Annotated in this window: 16 protein-coding genes; all 16 read right to left on the reverse strand. The window is 46.7% G+C overall.

Annotated elements, in window-relative coordinates; all coding sequences use genetic code 11:
* Positions 1-366: 366 nt before the first annotated feature.
* Positions 367-1,884 carry a malate:quinone oxidoreductase gene (locus tag PVA01S_RS22785; protein WP_280531829.1) on the reverse strand — a complete coding sequence of 506 codons (1,518 nt, stop codon included), beginning with the start codon at positions 1,882-1,884 and terminating at the stop codon, positions 367-369.
* 388 nt (positions 1,885-2,272) lie between these two features.
* Positions 2,273-2,341, reverse strand: a complete 69-nt coding sequence (locus tag PVA01S_RS27800) for a malate:quinone oxidoreductase (protein ID WP_372814159.1) — start codon at positions 2,339-2,341, stop codon at positions 2,273-2,275.
* An 87-nt stretch (positions 2,342-2,428) separates the two neighbouring features.
* Positions 2,429-3,865 carry a DHA2 family efflux MFS transporter permease subunit gene (locus tag PVA01S_RS22795; RefSeq protein ID WP_054796216.1) on the reverse strand — a complete coding sequence of 479 codons (1,437 nt, stop codon included), beginning with the start codon at positions 3,863-3,865 and terminating at the stop codon, positions 2,429-2,431.
* A 343-nt stretch (positions 3,866-4,208) separates the two neighbouring features.
* Positions 4,209-5,072: an SDR family oxidoreductase gene (locus tag PVA01S_RS22800; protein WP_127609808.1), complete on the reverse strand. Its 864-nt coding sequence runs from the start codon at positions 5,070-5,072 to the stop codon at positions 4,209-4,211.
* 89 nt (positions 5,073-5,161) lie between these two features.
* A complete protein-coding gene (locus tag PVA01S_RS22805) occupies positions 5,162-5,578 on the reverse strand; it encodes an Rrf2 family transcriptional regulator (protein ID WP_127609810.1) in 417 nt (138 codons plus the stop codon).
* A gap of 104 nt (positions 5,579-5,682) precedes the next feature.
* Complete coding sequence (locus tag PVA01S_RS22810) at positions 5,683-6,594, reverse strand: SDR family oxidoreductase (RefSeq protein WP_127609812.1); 912 nt, start codon at positions 6,592-6,594, stop codon at positions 5,683-5,685.
* Between the two features lie 228 nt (positions 6,595-6,822).
* Positions 6,823-8,151 carry an MmgE/PrpD family protein gene (locus tag PVA01S_RS22815; RefSeq protein ID WP_127609814.1) on the reverse strand — a complete coding sequence of 443 codons (1,329 nt, stop codon included), beginning with the start codon at positions 8,149-8,151 and terminating at the stop codon, positions 6,823-6,825.
* Positions 8,152-8,160: 9 nt separating this feature from the next.
* Positions 8,161-9,294 carry a M24 family metallopeptidase gene (locus tag PVA01S_RS22820; protein WP_244933026.1) on the reverse strand — a complete coding sequence of 378 codons (1,134 nt, stop codon included), beginning with the start codon at positions 9,292-9,294 and terminating at the stop codon, positions 8,161-8,163.
* Positions 9,295-9,318: 24 nt separating this feature from the next.
* Complete coding sequence (locus tag PVA01S_RS22825; protein WP_054796221.1) at positions 9,319-10,113, reverse strand: ABC transporter permease; 795 nt, start codon at positions 10,111-10,113, stop codon at positions 9,319-9,321.
* Entirely contained in the window at positions 10,110-10,940 is an 831-nt protein-coding gene (locus PVA01S_RS22830) for an ABC transporter permease (protein WP_127609818.1), read from the reverse strand. The genes PVA01S_RS22825 and PVA01S_RS22830 overlap by 4 nt, the downstream gene beginning before the upstream one ends.
* Positions 10,941-10,952: 12 nt before the next feature.
* On the reverse strand, positions 10,953-11,738 hold the full coding sequence (locus PVA01S_RS22835; protein WP_127609820.1) for an ABC transporter ATP-binding protein: 786 nt from the start codon (positions 11,736-11,738) through the stop codon (positions 10,953-10,955).
* Between the two features lie 22 nt (positions 11,739-11,760).
* Positions 11,761-12,798, reverse strand: a complete 1,038-nt coding sequence (locus PVA01S_RS22840) for an ABC transporter substrate-binding protein (RefSeq protein ID WP_127609822.1) — start codon at positions 12,796-12,798, stop codon at positions 11,761-11,763.
* 24 nt (positions 12,799-12,822) lie between these two features.
* The gene (locus tag PVA01S_RS22845; protein ID WP_127609824.1) at positions 12,823-13,599 is read right to left on the reverse strand and encodes a nitroreductase family protein; all 777 of its coding nucleotides are present in this window, start codon (positions 13,597-13,599) and stop codon (positions 12,823-12,825) included.
* A 48-nt stretch (positions 13,600-13,647) separates the two neighbouring features.
* Entirely contained in the window at positions 13,648-14,769 is a 1,122-nt protein-coding gene (locus PVA01S_RS22850) for a M24 family metallopeptidase (RefSeq protein WP_127609826.1), read from the reverse strand.
* Positions 14,770-16,518, reverse strand: coding sequence for a hydantoinase B/oxoprolinase family protein (locus PVA01S_RS22855; RefSeq protein WP_127609828.1), 1,749 nt, complete (start codon positions 16,516-16,518; stop codon positions 14,770-14,772).
* Positions 16,511-18,571 (reverse strand): hydantoinase/oxoprolinase family protein, encoded by a 2,061-nt coding sequence (locus tag PVA01S_RS22860; protein WP_127609830.1) that lies wholly within the window; start codon positions 18,569-18,571, stop codon positions 16,511-16,513. Before PVA01S_RS22860 ends, PVA01S_RS22855 begins: the two co-directional genes overlap by 8 nt.
* Positions 18,572-18,694 lie beyond the last annotated feature (123 nt).

An 18,694-nucleotide genomic window follows, 5' to 3' on the forward strand; every position in this document is an offset into this window, starting at 1 on the left:
TTTCAAGATAGCTGAATAACAGGTTATGGAATTCATTTACTTCCATCGGGAATGGGATAAAGTTCTTGTCAATTGGCCGTGACAACAACTTTATCCCATAACAAAAAAAAACCGCGATTTACGCGGCATTTAATGAGATCAAGTTCTTGTCACCCGACAGTGGTTAAGCCTCAGCGGGATTAGCGCTGCAGCTTTTCGTTCGTTTGTTTAGGGAACAAATGTTACCTTAAACGAGTATGAGGCTACAGCATGATTCCGCGGCAGCCTCATTATGTCGTGCTCTTGCTTTCTGAGAAGCGATTGTCCATTGATAAAAATGTTGGTTAAATTTTTTCATTAAATCCCTTTGTTTCTACATCCAAATAATTAACTATAGACTAGCTCTTTTTTGCTTAGACCAAGCATCTCTGCTGTTGAAGTATGAATTTCGTGCAGAAGCTCTGGATTTTCCATTAGTGACACGCCATAAGAAGGAATCATTTCTTTAATTTTCGGTTCCCACTCTTTCATATGTTGCGGGAAGCATTTTTTTATTACCTCAAGCATAACGTGAACAGCAGTAGAAGCACCTGGAGAAGCACCTAGTAATGCTGCAATCGAGCCATCGGCGGCACTAATAACTTCCGTACCAAATTGAAGTGTACCTTTGCCGCCAGCTTCAGTATCTTTGATAACTTGCACACGTTGGCCCGCTACTACTAAATCCCAATCCTCGCTTTTGGCGTTCGGGATAAACTCTCGTAACTCTTCCATGCGCTTTTCTTTCGATAACATTACTTGCTCGATCAGGTATTTTGTCAATGACATGTTTTTTGCACCTGCCGACAACATAGTTACGAGATTATCCGGTTTTACGGAAGTTACCAAATCAAACATGGAACCGGTTTTTAAAAACTTTGGTGAGAAGCCGGCAAACGGTCCAAATAGCAACGATTTTTTATTGTCGATAAATCTTGTGTCAAGATGCGGTACAGACATTGGTGGAGCTCCAACCTTAGCTTTGCCGTATACTTTTGCATGATGCTGCGCTACAACTTCCGGATTATTACACACCATAAATATTCCGCTTACCGGGAATCCCCCAATATGTTTTCCTTCAGGAATACCGGATTTTTGCAGTAAGTGCAGGCTTCCTCCCCCGCCTCCGATAAAGACGAATTTTGCAGTATGGCGTTCGACGTTACCGCTATCGAGATTCCGCACTTTCAATTCCCATAAGCCGTCGCTAGTACGTTTAATATCATTAACACTATGTTTGTAGTTTATATCGACGTTTTTGCTCTTTAAGTGGTCAAACAAAATGCGCGTTAAAGCACCAAAGTTGACATCAGTTCCAGAGTCGATTTTTGTTGCCGCTATAGGTTCATTCGATGGACGGTTTTGCATAATAAGCGGAATCCATTCCATCAGTTTTCCTGGATCATCGGAAAATTCCATCCCTTGAAACAGAGGATTATTTGACATCGCTTCAAAACGTTTCTTTAAAAACGTTACATTTTGTTCCCCTTGTACCATACTCATATGAGGCAATGGCATGATAAAGTCCTGTGGATTATGTATCATCTTGCTGCTTACAAGATAAGACCAGAACTGCATTGAAACCTGAAACTGTTCATTAATTTTGATAGCTTTACTAATATCTACAGATCCATCCGGTTTTTCGACCGTGTAGTTAAGCTCGCACAGTGCCGCATGCCCCGTTCCCGCATTATTCCATTCGTTAGAGCTCTCCTCTCCTGATTTTGAGAGCTTCTCAAATACTGTAATTTCCCAGTCCGGTACTAATTCTTTCAGAAGTGTCCCCAAAGTCGCACTCATGATTCCGGCACCAATTAAGATAACGTCTGTTTTAGTTTCTCTGTTGCTCATTTTTACCTTCCTTATACATTTAAAATTCGCAGAAAGGATGCAGGCGCTCCTGCTTAGGAGTCACACCAAGCCAAGGCGCGACCTAGTCATACACCTTTTCTGTCTCGATTATAATCCTATAGATTAAAATATTTATATACTATTATATGATAGTTATAAGGTATACGACAAGAAGTGCGGCAAAGAAACCTTACCGGATAATCCTTATAGCGTGCAAATCAGCTTCCACTATAGCTAGTTACAGGTGTTACATTGTATTTGTACATATGTCTTGGCCTTCTTCTTATATTGTTATAAACAAATATTAGTGCTATTTTGATTTAGTAAAAAAATAAGTGCCAGATCCCTATTTGGGATTTGTAAAATAAAAAGGACTAGATAATCTAGTCCAATCCAATCAATACTATAACGGTCCAAATAGCAACGATTTTTTATTGTCGATAAATCTTGTGTCAAGATGCGGAACAGACACACCATAAATATTCCGCTTACCGGGAATCCTCCAAATATGTTTTCCTTCAGGAATACCGGATTTTTGCAGGGGTACCCTTTCGTAACATCAATGCATCGGATTCATCGACGCATGGTTGACGACGACGCGGCGGATGAAGAACGCCGTGGCCAAACCGATCAGCGTCACAATCATCGCGAACAAGAACACGTTCTGGGAGCCTAACGTCATCGCGTTGGCCATCTCGGTCAGCTCGGTCGGCGCGGGGGAGTCGTGCAAATAATTCTCCATGCCGCTCATAAGGATACTGATCGCGATCGCCGTGCCGATCGCGCCTGCGACCTGCTGCAGCGTGTTCATGACCGCCGTGCCATGCGGATACAGCTCCGGTGGCAGCTGGTTCAGGCCGTTCGTCTGCGCCGGCATCCACACCATGGAGATGCCGACCATTAGGCCGATATGCAAGGCGACAATGAAACCGACCGAAGACGCCGGCGTAATGCCGGAGAAAAACCATAACATCGCTGCAACGACGACGAGGCCGGGAATGACGAGCCACTTCGGCCCATATTTGTCGAACAAACGCCCCATGTGCGGCGACAGGATGCCGTTCAGCGCGCTGCCCGGCAGCAGCATGAGCCCGGCGGCGAACGCGGAAAGTCTCATGCCGTTCTGCAGATACATCGGCAGAATAATCATGCTCGACAAAATAATCATCATACACGACAGCACCATAAGCAGCCCCACTAAGAACATCGGGTACTTGAAGACGCGCAGGTTCATCATCGGCTCGCGCATAAACGTCTGCCGCAACGTGAACAGCGCGAGCGCTGCCAGCCCGATAACGATCGATGTGACCACGATCGCGCTGGTCCAGCCTTCTTCGCCTTCGCCCGCCTTGCTGAAGCCGAAGACGACGCCGCCAAAGCCGATCGTGGACAATGTGACGGACAGCAGATCGATGCGGGGCTTCGTAACGTCGGTGACGTTTTCCAAATACTTCAGCCCTATCAACAGCCCTATGACCAAAAACGGCAGCGAGAGCCAAAAGATGTAGTGCCATGTTAAATATTCGATCAGGAGACCCGCCACGGTCGGGCCGGTCGCCGGCGCGAACATAATGACGAGACCGACAAAGCCCATCGCAGCCCCGCGCTTCTCCGGCGGATAGACGACGAGAATCGTATTGAACATGAGCGGGATCAACAAGCCCATACCGGCCGCCTGCAGTACGCGAGCGACCATCAGCATTTCGAAATTGAACGCGAGCGCCGCGATCAATGTGCCGATGATCGAGCTCACGAGCGAGCCGATGAACAGCTGTCTCGTCGTAAACCATTGCAGCAGCAGCCCGGTCATCGGCATCAGAATACCGAGCGTCAGCAGGAACCCTGTCGTCAACCACTGAGCGGTCGCGGCAGAAATTCGGAACACGTCCATTAAATTACTGATCGCGATGTTGAGCGCCGTCTCGCTGAACATGCCGACGAAGCCGCATATGAGCAGCGACGCCATGATGGCCCGCGTGTTGTATTGTTTCTTCATCGCTCCCACTTCCTCATCAGAAAAATGTCTATTTGTACGAGACCCTATATTCGGTCCGCTCTCTGCTACAATAGTATTTGAAGTTACCCACGTCAATACCCGGAACATAAAATTTGTAAATCGAATGGGAGTTGTTTGCCCGTTCCGTCAAGGATGGCATCGGGTGCTTGGCGCCTCGTCCGTGCCAGAAGCGGAGCTTGACCCCATCCCCTTCGGCTACGACGATCGCCGGGAAGTCGTGGCCCCGCTTACCGTTGACCTCGACGGGACTTAGTTACCGCGTAAAAAAACCGACCTCTCTTGCTTCCAGAAGAGGTCGGTCGTGTCAATTTCCTTACGGTGTTTAGGAATTTGCTCGTACAAGTTGGCTAAGAGCCTCGTGAATTGGCGTTAGCGGCCGACCAAGCAGCTTTTCGAAATCGGTGCTTTCGACATCCAATGTGCCTTCACGAATTCCTTGTTGGATCCCGACAAGAATCGGGATGACGAAGTCTGGTACACCAACATTTTTCATGATGTCGGCATAGGCGGCATCATCGACTTGCTGCACGGGAACTTCCTTATCCAGTACAGAGCTAAGAGCAGACACCAATTGTTCCTGCGTGAGCGGCTTGCCGGACAACTCGTAAGTCTTATTCTCATGTCCGTTTCCTGTAAGAACGGTTGCTGCTGCATCCGCATAATCTTGCTGGAGGGCCCAGCCTACCTTTCCAGAACCCGCGGACGTCACCCAAGGCGCTCCTGCCAGTACGCCTTGAATGCTCGAAATTTCATTCTCCAGATACCAATTATTCCGCAGGAATGCGTAAGGAATTCCTGTTTTCAGAATGGCCTTTTCCGTGGCTTGATGCGGCGGAGCCATGAGATTCTTGCTTTCGCTTGCATTCGCGATGCTCGTATATGCAATGAAACCGACTTTCGCACGGGCAGCGGCTTCTACTGCATTCGTATGTTGACGAATTCGGGTGTCATTGTCCCCGTCAGCGGAAATGATCAAGATCCGATCAATCCCCGCGAAGGCGGCATCCAAAGTTTCCGGACGATCAAAGTCTCCTTGCCGAACATCGACGCCTTTCGCGCGAAAGTCTTCCGCTTTCTCCGGATTGCGAACACTGATAGCTAGTTGATTCGCCGGTACGGTTTTCAATAACGTGTTCACTACTTTCGTTCCCAGTTTCCCTGTTGCACCAGTCACTAAAATTTTCATCGCTGTTTCCTCCATTTTTTTGTAATCACTACTGTTATAACAATTATTATTACAACAAGTGCATATAATAAAAGCTCTGATGGGAGCTTTTATTTGAACTTTTCGATTAGTTGGTCTAACGTCGTTTGTGCCAGCCTTTGTTCCATCACGGATTGGGCGTCTCTCAATTCCGCTTGAAGGACTTGCTCGATATTCCGCCCAACCGGGCAATCGAAATTTGGGTTATCGTGAATGCGAAACAGTTGATTCTCCTCTGTCGCGTTCACGGCACGATAAACATCAAGAAGCGTAATCCGGTCGGAATCCTTAAGCAAGGTAGCGCCCCCTACGCCTGGGCGAACGTCCACTAACCCCGCCTTTTTTAACATCCCCATAATTCTCCGGATTACCACGGGATTCGTATTAACGCTCCTCGCGATAAAGTCCCCGGTGCAATCCTTCGGGCTGACGGCAATTAGGGAAAGGGTATGCACTGCAATCGAAAAGCGCGTGCTGATTTGCTTCACTTGTATCACCACCGTTGTAACCATTATAGTTACCACAAGATATAATGTCAATATGTGAGGTTCTCTTCCTATAGAACCTTGAATCCGGTCTATTTTATTGAATATTAACGGTAACCAGCAGCATTCGCCGGTTTGCCTGCATCCTGCACTTCTACGAGATACCGCCAACAGTCTGGCTGTGAGCCGTCAAGATCATAAAAACCATATACTTGCGCGAGCTTACCGCTTGAAACAGAGTCACCGTTCCATCGGGCAACTTCCGGATCTCCAGCTAGCGCGGCAACGGCGCGCCCTACAAAACGAGGCGATTCCGAGATGATGAAATGAGGTTCCTTCACAGTGGCGTCACGCCAGTTTTCTTCCTTAACACCATAGTGTTCAAGCATGATTTCAGAACGCATCCAACCCGGAGTCACTGCTACTGCGGTGCATTTGTATGGTGAAAGTTCATGGGCTAAAGACTGAGCCATACGAATGACAGACGTCTTGGCTAGATCATAGAACAGTGATAAACGATAGTTTTTATCGTTGTATTCTGCCGTGCCGTCCGTTATCTCAATGACCAGTCCATTCTTGTTTTGGATTAACAGGGGTATTGCAAAGTGGCTTGTAATAATATGCGTGTCAATCGCAAGCCGAAGCATGCGAAGCCCCCGTTCAAGGGAATGCTCCCACACGGGCACGTTCCACTGTGCCAAATATTCAGCCCCCCACACATCGTTGACCAGGATGTCCAGTCTCCCCTGTTCATTCTCAATGCGAGCAATAAGAGCCTGAACCTGATAAGGATCCAGATGATCCACTTGAACCGCTATTCCTCGACCACCCGCATTACTTACAAGTTCAGCGGTTTCTTCAATAGTTTCAGGACGAGTGTACTCGGAGCGTCGTGTTCGTGTCGTGCGTCCTGTCACATAAACAGTGGCCCCTGCTGCTCCCAATTCGATAGCTATTCCTCTACCAGCGCCGCGTGTTGCACCTGCTACCAAAGCCACTTTTCCATTTAGAGGTTTCATGATCTGTCACTCCTTTCGTTGATCTACCGCCCATTATAAACCTTAAATATGCCAACTTATGTCATATTATAAACAGCGAAGGTATCTTTTCAACTATGCTGGAAAACGGAATAGAACGCGATAAAAGTCATTGCAGAACAGGAAAAAAGAGACTCCGGAGAGTCTCTTTTTTCTTTGGTCCAAGTCATGAGGTGCTGAATGGATAGGACAGAAAGTTACACCCTTAAACTATCGCCTGATGGTTTTGTATAAGTTTAAAAGGGAGCATTTATCAAACACGGAATTCCTGCCAAGTTCGATCACTTCTGCTGCTTGCCGGGCTCCAAGAATCGGATCGAGAAAAGAATGAACCTTTCGCTTCATTTCCTCTGAACTTAACTTCATTTCGGGGTCCCCGGGTGAGTCCGTAACCATCTCGCTTGCTATTCCATGTGAAGAAGTCTTGATTTCGATCCTTGTAGGCCATTTTTCAGGATAATACGAAAGCAAAGTGGAATCTCCAATAACATGAACTTTATCCATAAACGATCGAATTTCCTCGGAATTAAGGATTTCATTGCGGGAAATATCATATAATCCAGCAGGATGATACGCTGCTGCCGCTAACTGATAGGGTGCGCTTGATAGAGATGAGAGTCTATTGGTCGGTCGGTTCTTAATCATTGATACAAACGGAAGGGGAACAAATAAGTTAACCTCCTTGATGTCATCCAGTGAAATCCCCTGATCTAGCAATTTGGTAAATCCATAAATCGATGGAATTACTTGTTTTGCCGAGCAAAACGGTTTCATGCTGATCCTCTTTAGGATTCCATCCTGGCCAAGATCCTCAACTATAGCCGCAGTATCCGCTTCGATCCCGTATGTTTGTTCAAACCAATTCCCCTCCAGCATTTGCGAACTTCCAGTAAATCCTTTCGCTGCAATTAAAGATGCCATACACCCGGATCTCGCTGCATAACCAAGAGTAAACCAGCGAAATGGCATTTCACTCCCCCTGCTTATTCCACCGGTCGATAAATTGAGGGCGAGAGCAAGGGCATGGACCGTTTCCTTTTCCGATAATCCAAGTATTCGGGCACTCGTTGCTGCAGTTCCAAAGGCTGCGCAAAAATAAGTTGGCCAAATCCCCCGGTACAGCAGCTCCGTACCCTTAATTGCTTTTCCTAATCTTGTCATGAGATCATACCCTGCAATTACCGCATCCGTAAAGGTTGTAAGCGAAAAGTCTACCTTTAAATTAGAACATAGGGTCAATGCCGTAGGGATAATCACGGAGCCCGGGGTGATACAGGAAGCAAGATGGATATCATCAATCTCTGATAAACGCGTAATCGCGCAGTTCACTGTGACTTGGTTCAAAACATCATCTTGAAGCACCCCCCGCAAAATGGGATGCTCTTCATTTAATTTCTTGCCTAATTGTTCTCCCTCAGGAGTAGCCTGACCACAAATCCACGCTGTCACGGTATCTAGGATATGGGCAGAAAGCTCGCTCCTTTCGGTAGAGAACTGTGCATGAACCACATATTCAGCAAGAGAATGTAATTTTGTCATGAAAGCACCTCACTGCCCTACCGACGACCACAAGATTTCATTTCCATTTTCTGTTACCAGCATCATAGACGATAGCAATACGTTATTATCTTTGTTGTCTGTCAGTCCAGCGTGCAAGGAGTAGACGGTTCCTGCTTCAACTTTATTTTCTGAACGGGATGCATGTAGCGACGGTGCTTCTACTATTGATAATCCAATGCTGTGTCCAAATCCATTTTGAAGCAGCGGATGAAGTTGATAGGGCTGAACCATTTCCTCTGCTTGATGGACCAAATCCCCGACTTTCGCACCTGGCTTTAATGACTGGGTTAAGAATTGTAGTAATTCAGCAGCTCGAAGATCAATGGGGCTAGCTTGCTGTGATAATGTCACCATCGCTTCCACCCAATATCCAAGACATTCGACTGCCACATAGCTAACCAGGCGATCGTTACGCACATCAGACAGCGTCTCAAAAGGCTCTAAGGTTTTCCCGTGATTCGTGCTGTATAACACTCTCACGTCATGGGCTCCCAGATATCTGGCGACACGTTCCGCTTCCACAGCTGTTGTAACCACACTGCCGCCTCTGCGCTGAATCTCCTTCATCGCTTCCACCACGGAATTTAAGATCCCGCTGGCTTCACGCATCACACTAATCTCACGGGGGCGTTTATGTCGTAACAATTGATCAAAGGGGATATCCATGTCCTTTAATGAATTCCCCTGGCATCCGGCCGCAATTTCTGTATATACGGTATGCCTCATCTCCGCCTTCCCGCAAATTCCTATGACGGACTGCCCATCTTCTGCGACTTCGCTAACGAACAGCTCAATCTCCCCGGTGATGTTTTGTGCCGGTTTAATATCATCAATCCAGGTCAACACACTGACAGAAGGAATATCCCGAGAACCTGCAACTTTGGCCAGTAAACGGGGTTTTCCATGAACCGGAATCAGTACAATTGCCCAACTGTGTTTGGGTATATAGTTAGTGATATAGCATAACCTGGCATAGTCCCGGCAGTCACTATACACAATAAGACCATTGATTTCATTCTGTCTCATCATTTCTTGAATGGATTGCAATCGCTCATTAAATTCATCCCGTGGCAGTCGTTCCTGATCCCACGCGGTCGATCCATGTAAAACAACAGGATGCATGGTTTGCAAAGCAAATCCTCCTTATTATGATTTGGGCTGCCAGTTTTGCAGGCGTGCTTCCACTAAACGAATCAATTGTGTGAGGATCAGTCCAAAGAGAACCACAAGAACGAGAGATACAAAGAGGTTCGCGGTTTGCAGTCGTGACCCGTAATAACTGATACGAAAGCCGAGGCCAGAGTTCGAGCTAAACATTTCACCGACAATCACGCCAATCAACGATCTTTCTACACCGATTCGACAACCGGTAACAATCATGGGTAAGGCGGAAGGAAGAGATATTTTCAGTAACATTTGCCGATTCGTCGCCCCAAAAGAACGCGCAGCGCGAATAAGAATCGGGTTTGTTCCCTTGGCACCGGCGAATGTATTAATGGTAATGGGGATAACCGCCATTAAGAATCCCATCATGACAACCGTTTTAAAACCAAGACCAAGCCACATAACAAATAATGGATAGAACGCAATCAATGGGGTTGAATAAAAGAACCAAAGAAACGGATCAGCGACATATTCGATGTGACGATACCAGCCCATCACCAGACCGCATAAAATACCAATAACTGCAGATATCCCAAAGGCAATGATGAACTCTATGGCTGTTACCTGGAAATCTGCCCAAATTGCCCCCTTAGTCGTCTGCTCAATAGCTGACGAAAGTATTTGCGAAGGGCTGCTAACCAGAAAGGTATTGATCCACCCCAATGCTGAGGCCATTTGCCATACGGCAACCACCAAGATCATGCCAGTGAACCCAAGAATCAATTGTTCGCTTTTATGGTACCATCTAAACCATTTTGATGTTTGTGAATTTCTCATGCCCCTTGTTGCTCCTCTCGGTATGGAGTCAACTTTTGCTCAAGTCGCTGGAAGGCGCTCGTCCCGAGAAATCCTAGACCAGCTACAATAAGAATTAAGAAAAACAACCGATCTGTTTGCATGGCATTCCCAGCTGTAGATATCATGTAACCAAGACCAGCCATTGCTACATACATCTCCCCGATTACAACACCAAGGATTCCACGACCCCATCCAAGGCGGATTCCCGTCAATATAGCCGGCAAGGCTCCCGGAAGAAACACTTTCGTAAATAATTGCCATTCCGTAGCTCCGTAAGAGCGTGCGGCGCGTATTAATATTCGATCTACCTGACGGATTCCGGTTATGGTATTGATTAAGACAGGAAATAAAGCCCCAATGAAGACAACAAATATCTTACTTCCCATCCCTACTCCAAACCAAATGACAAATAAAGGGATCATCGCCATACGTGGTGTCGCATATAGTGCCATGAGCATAGGGTCAAAAAGCCCACCTATTATCCGGTAATGACCCATAAGTAATCCCAGTGCCACCCCTACGAGAACAGCAAGTATAAACCCGGTGACTAATTCGACCAATGAAATATAAGCAGAATAGTAGAAATCACCAGTCACTAACAATTTAATTCCTGCACCAGCCACATGGCTTGGTTGACTAATATACTGCGGATCAACCAGGCGCAGTGCGGCTACAAACTCCCAGGACAGAAGGAATACAAGAACCGAACCGATTCCCCACTTCACTCGTGATGTAATATTACGAAGCATCCCCTTTGCGGCAGGTTGTACAGGAGCAGCAGATGCAATTTCCGTTTTCAACCCCATTCCATGACCTCCTTAACTCCAACCGGCTGATGCCGTCACTTCGTCTTGAAGCAGTTCCCAGATACGTCTCCGAAGTCTTGCGTATTCAGTAGTTTCTTTAACCTCCAAACCTCTGGGGCGGGGCAGTTTGACATCAATAATTTCCTTGACTGTTCCTGGTCTTGCGCTCATGACCACAATCTTATCGGCCAAATAAATGGATTCATCGATACCATGAGTGACGAAAAATACGGTTTTCCGATTCTCATCCCAAATCTTTAATAGTTCATTCTGCATAATCTCCCGTGTCTGTGCATCAAGAGCTCCGAAGGGCTCATCCATGAGCAGGATATCGGGATCTACAGCCAGGGCTCGTGCAATTCCCACTCGCTGCCGCATACCGCCGGATAATTGATGGGGAAAATGGTCTTTAAACTGTACAAGTCCGGTCAGCTTTAGGAAGCGGTCGGCCGCTGATTGCAATTTTTCCTTCTTTTCCCCCTGAAGCTCCAGTCCGAACCAGATGTTCTGCTCAATCGTACGCCATGGCAGCAAGGCAAATTCTTGAAATACCAGCGCACGGTCTTTCCCGGGTTTGGTCACAGGCCTGCCGTCAATCAGGATTTCTCCGCCCGTATGGGGGAGTAGGCCATCAATCGAGAGCAGTAAAGTACTCTTTCCACATCCACTGGGCCCGACAATGGTAACAAACTCTCCCTTTTCCACGTCAAGACTAACACCGGAAAGGGCAAGGAAATCCTTGCCCGTTTTATGGTTTTTATAAGTAATCTCGACATTCCGAATACTTAAATACGCCATTGCTTAAAGCCTCCCGTCTTTTTTATTTCAGCCATTGATCTGCTGAGTTTAAAAACGTATTGTCGAGCCATTGATCGTCAGGCCAAGCTTTGTCGGCATCCCCCATGGCAACGGTAATCTTCCAAAAAAATTCGATACCTTTCGGATCAATTTTCCCCTTTTTATCGAAGCCCGGCATCATATCCTCCAGTGCCTTAGAAGCATACTTTTCGTCGAATTGTAGAGTATCAGCCAACACCTTCGCAGCCTCTTGAGGATTTTTCTCCATATAATCCACTCCCTTAACCATAGCACGTAAAAAAGCCTTAATGGTTTCCGGGTTTTTCTTTATAAAGTCTTTATTGGCATAAACAACATGCTGCGGCCAGGTTGGTGTCAGATCTTTTCTCTCGCTCAACAGAAGGTTCCAGCCCTTATCGGCGGCCATAAATTTATACGGATTATCGAGAGTTGATGCATCAATCTGTCCGGACTGCATCGCTGCAAGTGCGTTAGCCGATCCACCTACTTGCAGGATTTGCACGTCCTTTTCCGGATCGAGTCCAGCCTGGCGGACAGCATACCGGGTCAAAGCATCGGTTAGTGAGCCATAAGTAGAAACACCAAAACGTTTCCCCTTGATATCCTTCATCGACTTCATGTTGGGACTGTACCAATCAAAAGGAGCCTGGTTAAATCCGCCCCAAAAAGCAGCAAATTGTTGGTTTGACTTGATGGAGTTGACGATTCCAGTTAATGAAGCTACGTTAATATCAACGGAGTTGCCCGCCAATGCCTGAATAACACCGGCATCTCCCTTAAATTCAGCAATGCTTACATTCAGCCCTTCCTCTTTAAAGAATCCCTTTTGGTCCGCTAAATAGATCGGTAGAAAAGTAGCCCCCCTCAGCGGCAGCCCAATTTTAATGTCCGCCTTTTCCGGTTTTCCGGCTGTACTCTTGGCCGTATCTCCGCCACTCGGGCCGGCTCCCGCATTACCGCAACCTGTAAGCGCAAACATAATTAGAAACAGGGAAATTGACACTGTTATGGTCTTATTGAACCCGTTTAAACATTTCAACGACTTTCACCTCCATATTTTCTTTTATTTCCCTTCACCGTATGACACTCTGTATTTTTCCAGCGTCTTTCCGCGCAATCCCGCCAAATAATCCAAAATCCCCTCATTGCTGATAAATTTGTCAGGATCATACATGTCATAATGTATCATGTCTTCAATATCTCTGCGCACACCCTTCTTTGCTTCAACAGCCGGGAAGCCAACCGGGATAATCAGATAAATCGTGTAGATATCAGGAATGTTCAGGATTCTGCGATACGGTTCCTGAATATGAATGGTTATCCATTGAGTTCCGAGTCCCAGTGACGCAGCAGCCAGGTGCATGATCTGGCAGCAATTCGCAAGACCATCGGTGAGATGGGACTGGTCGCGTCCAAAAGTGTGACCAGCCATGACCGTTCCCCACTGACGTCGCCCATCTCCAATGACCACGATGAGTTCCGGTGCATCTGCCCATTTAGCACGACTTTTGATGTGCTCAATTTGTTCATACGGATCGCCTTTCAAGTGGAAGGAGGGGTGACGAAGCTCAGGAATGCGTTGTTGTTCCATCCAATACGCATAGTCAATATTGACTTCCTTATAGGCCTCCTGAATCGCCAGTTTGGTCTCTCGATCACGGACCACAATAAATTCCCATGGTTGTGAGTTAGCCCCTGACATTGCCCAATGTCCTGCTTCGATAATCTTCTCTACAGACCCTTCAGGCAGCGGATCAGATTTCAAACTGCGAACACTGCTCCGTGTTTTCACAAGATCGAGTAACAGGTCATAATCTTTGTGATTCAAAGCTTCTGTCATGAATACCACTCCTTATAAGGTAAGTTTCATTTTTTCCAAACGTTTATCTTACACAGCAATAATATCCAGTGAAGGTTTCCTCTTTGTTAAAACCTGTGATCCGGTGGAAGTAATCAGTACGGGCTCACCACATAGCAGGTAACCAGTTTCCGGAATATATTGATTGGGGTGAATGACGAAGAACATCCCCTCCTGCAGCACGGTGTGGTTCGCTTCACTCACATCACCTGGTTGAAAAGAACTTAATCCCAACCCATGGCCGCGGACCCGCATATAGGGAGGCCTGCAATATTGTCCATATCCTGCCTCTTCAAGCGGCTCATTGATCGCTTGAACCACATTTGATAATTTCTCTCCGGGTTTCGCTATGGCGATTCCCCTCTCCAAAGCAGTGACGAGCAAATGATAACTCTCGAGCAATGGGTCACGGTTCTGATCTCCCAGTACCACACTGCGGCAGATTTGAGTGAACTGGCCTTCGTAACTTGGTGAAATTTCAGCCAGTATAATATCTCCCTTTTCCAACCTGTGCCGTCCTGGCGGACGTACCGCGTGATTATGAGACGAAGCACTCATGAGAAAAAAGTTATCGTCTGCTCCGAGGGATTTCATAAAACTTTCAATTTCACCGGCCAGTTGATAGTCATACATTCCAGGCCTTGCGATCTCTAGCATTTTTTCATATCCTCGTTCAGCGATCCAGGTTGCCTTTCTAGCTTTTATCAATTCGCTTTCCGTTTTGCATGCAGTGAAATCAACAAAATGTTCATCTAACAGATGGAGTCGATTTTTGAAATAAGAGGACAATTCACAATAGCTGGATTGCCTAATGCTTGTAAGCCCAATAAAACCGATCTTGTCGGGCCCTGCTTTGGCCAATTCCATGAATCCTTTAAAGGTATTGATTAGATCATCCGTTGGCAGAATGGTTGATACATTCGAATTCGTTTTCGCTCGTTCGGCATCCCAGAATGGCGTTGTGATCAGGGTTGTTAACCCGTTAGATTGCAGTAAAACCATGCTCTCTCCAATGGACTTAAATCCAGTAAGCAGAAAAACCAGGTTGGGTTCTAGAAATGAATGAATTCCATCAAAGTAAGCCACAAGATAATCAAGGTCCAAATCTTTCATTTTGGTTAAGAACGCTTGTGCACGCGAATGATCAGCCATCTATGCATTCCTCTCCTGACGCAAGAGATTGGTCTGCTCCATATCTATGGCTAAATCAGCATTTAACACAACGCCATATTCCTCTTTGGCTGCTTTTAGGGAAACCAATCCTTCCCTTACATCCCAACGTACTTTTTCCGGATCTCTTTCCAGTGGGTTACCCCAGCCTCCTCCTCCAGAGGTACGGATGATGACCTGCGTTTCAGGTGGAACGGTATGGCGTGCCACATCCACACTAGCCCATTCTTCTTCATGTGGCAGTTTCAGCAAATAATCAGAGATGGCGCCGCTTTTCCCCCCCCACAATCCCCACGGTGGAACGTTACGGCGTCGGGCCTGGGAGAGGCTCCATTGAACTTCCACCAGGTTTCGTACTTTTACGTCCAATCCGCAACCTCCGCGATTCTTGCCGGGACCAGCGGAATCCATCCGCAAACTGCGCTCTTCGACGATCACAGGTGCTTTGAGTTCAATACTTTCAATGGGTGCGTTGCGTACATCTCCCTGGCATACGGAGACGGAAGCCGATTCTCCATCTTCATGCGGTCTTCCTCCCCAACCACCACCTTCGATGCTCTGCAGCACAAAACGTTTGCCGGTACGAGGATCGGCTCCGAAGCAGGTAATTGACCCTCCCAAATTCCCCATATGTGCAGCAGGGATCTGGTCCGGCAAGGCAGGTGCCAAAGCGGTCAGAACGGTGTCAATCACGGTGGGAAGAATAATACTCCACTTCGCCATGGGTGCAGGGTATTTCGCCATCATCACATTGCCTTCCGGAATGATTACCTTAAGCGCTCCGAAGGAACCCTCATTAACCGGATCCAATGGTGCGGTCAATCCTTTATAAGCTACCATAGCACCCGCCAAAGTACGTCCATTGATCGCTCCCTTGCGCTGTTCAGAGCATCCAGATAAATCGATGGTCATTTCTTCCCCACTGACCGTAACACGGGCATGGATACGAACAGGCTCATCCAAGTTAAATCCATCGTCGTCCATGAAGGATTCCGCTTCATAGACCCCATCCGGGATTTTGGCCACAATTTTTCTGCATTTCTCTTCGGTTTTGGCAAAAATCGCCTCTACATATTGCAGAAAGGTTTCATGTCCATATTTTGCAATCAGTTCATCCAATCTTCTCTCGGCCAATCTACATGCGGCAATTTGCGCTCTCATATCGCCCAATGAGGATTCTGGAAAACGAATGTTGTCCTTGAGAATTTGCAATAGGGTTGGATTCACTTCACCGGACTCATAAATTTTCAGCTGATCGAGCTGCAGCCCTTCCATCCAGGGATCGGTGATCCTGACTCCTCCGCCAAATCCTGTGCTTAAGCCTCCTACATCCATCCAATGAGCCCTTACCATGGCAAAGCAGACGAGCTCACCCTTAAAGAAAAACGGAGTATAAATAACAATGTTATTCAGGTGCTGCCCCGCAACAGCCTGATGGTTCGTAATCAGAACATCTCCGGGTTTAAATCCTTCTTCCCCGTATTTCTTCATTCCATCCTTAATAATTACGCCTAGGTCAGCGACAAAATGGGATACCCCACCCAGATTTTGTGAAATCAGCCGACCTTGCTTATCGATCAAAGCACAGCAATAATCTTTCACCTCATAGACCATCATGTTGTAGGATGCGCGTTGCAAATCAGCCGACATTTCATTGGAAATCGCCGGTAAAGCATTTCCGATGACTTCTAAGGTTACAGGATCCAATGTCTTTATCAGTAAATTACTCATTTTTGATTCCTCCCAGCGAAACAATTAATTCACCTGTGTCACTAACTTTGCAAACATCTCCTTCGTAGATAACCGTTGTGGAAGCGTATTCTTGAATCAATGCAGGACCTGCAAATTCATATCCAGGCGGCAAGCTTTCCCTGTCATATACCGGGCAATGAAACGCTTGACTCAAATCATCAAAATAGACAGGACGGTATAACGGTTGTGGATTACTATTGCGCTTCTGTAATGCTGGAAATTGTGGTTTGCTTCTCTCGCCGGTTACCGTCAAGCGGATGTTGACCATTTCGACCGGCTCATTCGGTGCCTTGTGTCCGAATCTCTTATCATGAATGTCATCATATGCGGTGCGGATTGCGGCAATATCTTCCTTACGTAATGTTTCTTCATCTATTGGAACCAATAGGGTAAACTCTTGGCCTACATAACGGATATCGAGATACGCCTGGTAATCCACTTCTTTTGCAGAAATGGATTCCTCCTCCAACAGTTGCCGTGCTTCCTCCACCATTTCATGGTGAATAGTTAACAGTGCATTAAAATCCACCTCTTCCAGCTGACGGAAATAAGTACGAACAAAGTCATGCTTTTGATCCGTTAGCAGCATCCCAATCGCCGAGAAGTGGGCAGGGAATCGTGGGATAATCACCTTTGGGATATGCAGTTCACGTGCTACCGCAACAGCACTGAGTGGTCCCGCACCACCGGAAGCGACTAACACGAACTCCCGCGGATCGTACCCCTTTTCCACAGACACTTCCCTTACTGCTAAAGACATATTGTTGATGGCAATTTGAAAGATGGCGTTCGCTGCACGAATAGTATCGATATGAAGCGGTTCGGCAATTTGGGTCTGCAGGCCTTTCACGGCTGACTCTTTATCTAGCGGCATATCTCCTCCGAGAAAGTCAGCGGCGCCAATACGTCCCAAGATCACATTCGCATCCGTGAACGTTGGTTCCGTTCCACCCTTACCGTAACAGATCGGTGCAGGATCTGAACCTGCACTTTGTGGTCCAACTTTCAACGTACCTACTTCATCAATCCAAGCGATACTTCCACCACCTGTACCTACCTCAACCACATCCACTACCGGAATCATCACGGGTTGGCCGCTTGCACTTCCGCCAATGTAGTACATTTCGGTCATGCTGGCTTCCCCGTCTTTAATCAAGCTGGCTTTAGCTGTTGTCCCCCCCATATCAAAAGCAATCACATTGGTATAACCTAGCGATTTCCCAATTTCCGCAGAAGCAATGATTCCGCCCACCGGACCGGATTCCATCATATTTACCGGCTTTGCACCCGCCGTTTGAGGGGACATAATCCCTCCATTGGACTGCATAATGGATAGGGACCCCTTGAAACCGCTATCATTTGTTTTCGCGTGAAGCTCATTGATGTAACGACTTACCTTCGGTCCAACATATGAGTTCAACACCGTGGTGGAAGTTCTCTCGTACTCGCGGTATTCACGCAGGATTTCATGGGAAAGCGATACGTAACAATTAGGTAAGTTCTCCCGAAGTATTTCACCTACCATTTTCTCATGTGCTGGATTTGCATAGGAGTGCAGAAAACAAACCGCGATGGCCTCAATCCCTTGTTCCTTCAATTGTTCACAAAGCGCTTTTATCTCTCCTCTATCAATCGGAGTTAACTCTTCCCCATTGGCAAGCATACGTCCCGACACTTCAAAGGTAAGGTGCCTTGGCACTACCGGACGAGGACGGTGAAAAAATAGATTGTAAGCCTCTGGCCGGCTGCCTCTTCCGATGCTGTAAACATCCCGTGTTCCTTTTGTCGTCAGCAGCGCTGTCCTGGCACCTGTTTTTTCAATCACTGTGTTAATAGCAATGGTCGATCCGTGGACGATATTATCGGTATGGCTGATATCTACACCGCTCTTATCGATGCAATCCAGAATCCCCTGGACCAGGTCAAAATAGGTAGTCGGTCTTTTTGCGTGAAACAATTCTCCGGAGCTTTCATCGAAGGCAATAAGATCGGTAAAGGTCCCGCCAATGTCCACACCTAAGTAAATACTCATAGAGCTTTCTCCTTTTGTGTTTGATTATTTGTATAATTTTTTATTATAATAATATTGCGACAATTTGATTATATAGGGATACTTATATGTAAAACAATACATTTTTTGACTATAACCCATAAC

This window comes from Paenibacillus validus NBRC 15382, from assembly GCF_004000985.1.
GTDB lineage: Bacteria > Bacillota > Bacilli > Paenibacillales > NBRC-103111 > Paenibacillus_G > Paenibacillus_G validus.

Bases quoted from the DNA above. Each gene is read 5' to 3' on its own strand.
- PVA01S_RS22795 (WP_054796216.1), bottom strand. From the start codon at position 3,865: ATGAAGAAACAATACAACACGCGGGCCATCATGGCGTCGCTGCTCATA.
- PVA01S_RS22800 (WP_127609808.1), bottom strand. From the start codon at position 5,072: ATGAAAATTTTAGTGACTGGTGCAACAGGGAAACTGGGAACGAAAGTA.
- PVA01S_RS22810 (WP_127609812.1), bottom strand. From the start codon at position 6,594: ATGAAACCTCTAAATGGAAAAGTGGCTTTGGTAGCAGGTGCAACACGC.
- PVA01S_RS22815 (WP_127609814.1), bottom strand. From the start codon at position 8,151: ATGACAAAATTACATTCTCTTGCTGAATATGTGGTTCATGCACAGTTC.
- PVA01S_RS22820 (WP_244933026.1), bottom strand. From the start codon at position 9,294: ATGCATCCTGTTGTTTTACATGGATCGACCGCGTGGGATCAGGAACGA.
- PVA01S_RS22825 (WP_054796221.1), bottom strand. From the start codon at position 10,113: ATGAGAAATTCACAAACATCAAAATGGTTTAGATGGTACCATAAAAGC.
- PVA01S_RS22830 (WP_127609818.1), bottom strand. From the start codon at position 10,940: ATGGGGTTGAAAACGGAAATTGCATCTGCTGCTCCTGTACAACCTGCC.
- PVA01S_RS22835 (WP_127609820.1), bottom strand. From the start codon at position 11,738: ATGGCGTATTTAAGTATTCGGAATGTCGAGATTACTTATAAAAACCAT.
- PVA01S_RS22845 (WP_127609824.1), bottom strand. From the start codon at position 13,599: ATGACAGAAGCTTTGAATCACAAAGATTATGACCTGTTACTCGATCTT.
- PVA01S_RS22850 (WP_127609826.1), bottom strand. From the start codon at position 14,769: ATGGCTGATCATTCGCGTGCACAAGCGTTCTTAACCAAAATGAAAGAT.
- PVA01S_RS22855 (WP_127609828.1), bottom strand. From the start codon at position 16,518: ATGAGTAATTTACTGATAAAGACATTGGATCCTGTAACCTTAGAAGTC.
- PVA01S_RS22860 (WP_127609830.1), bottom strand. From the start codon at position 18,571: ATGAGTATTTACTTAGGTGTGGACATTGGCGGGACCTTTACCGATCTT.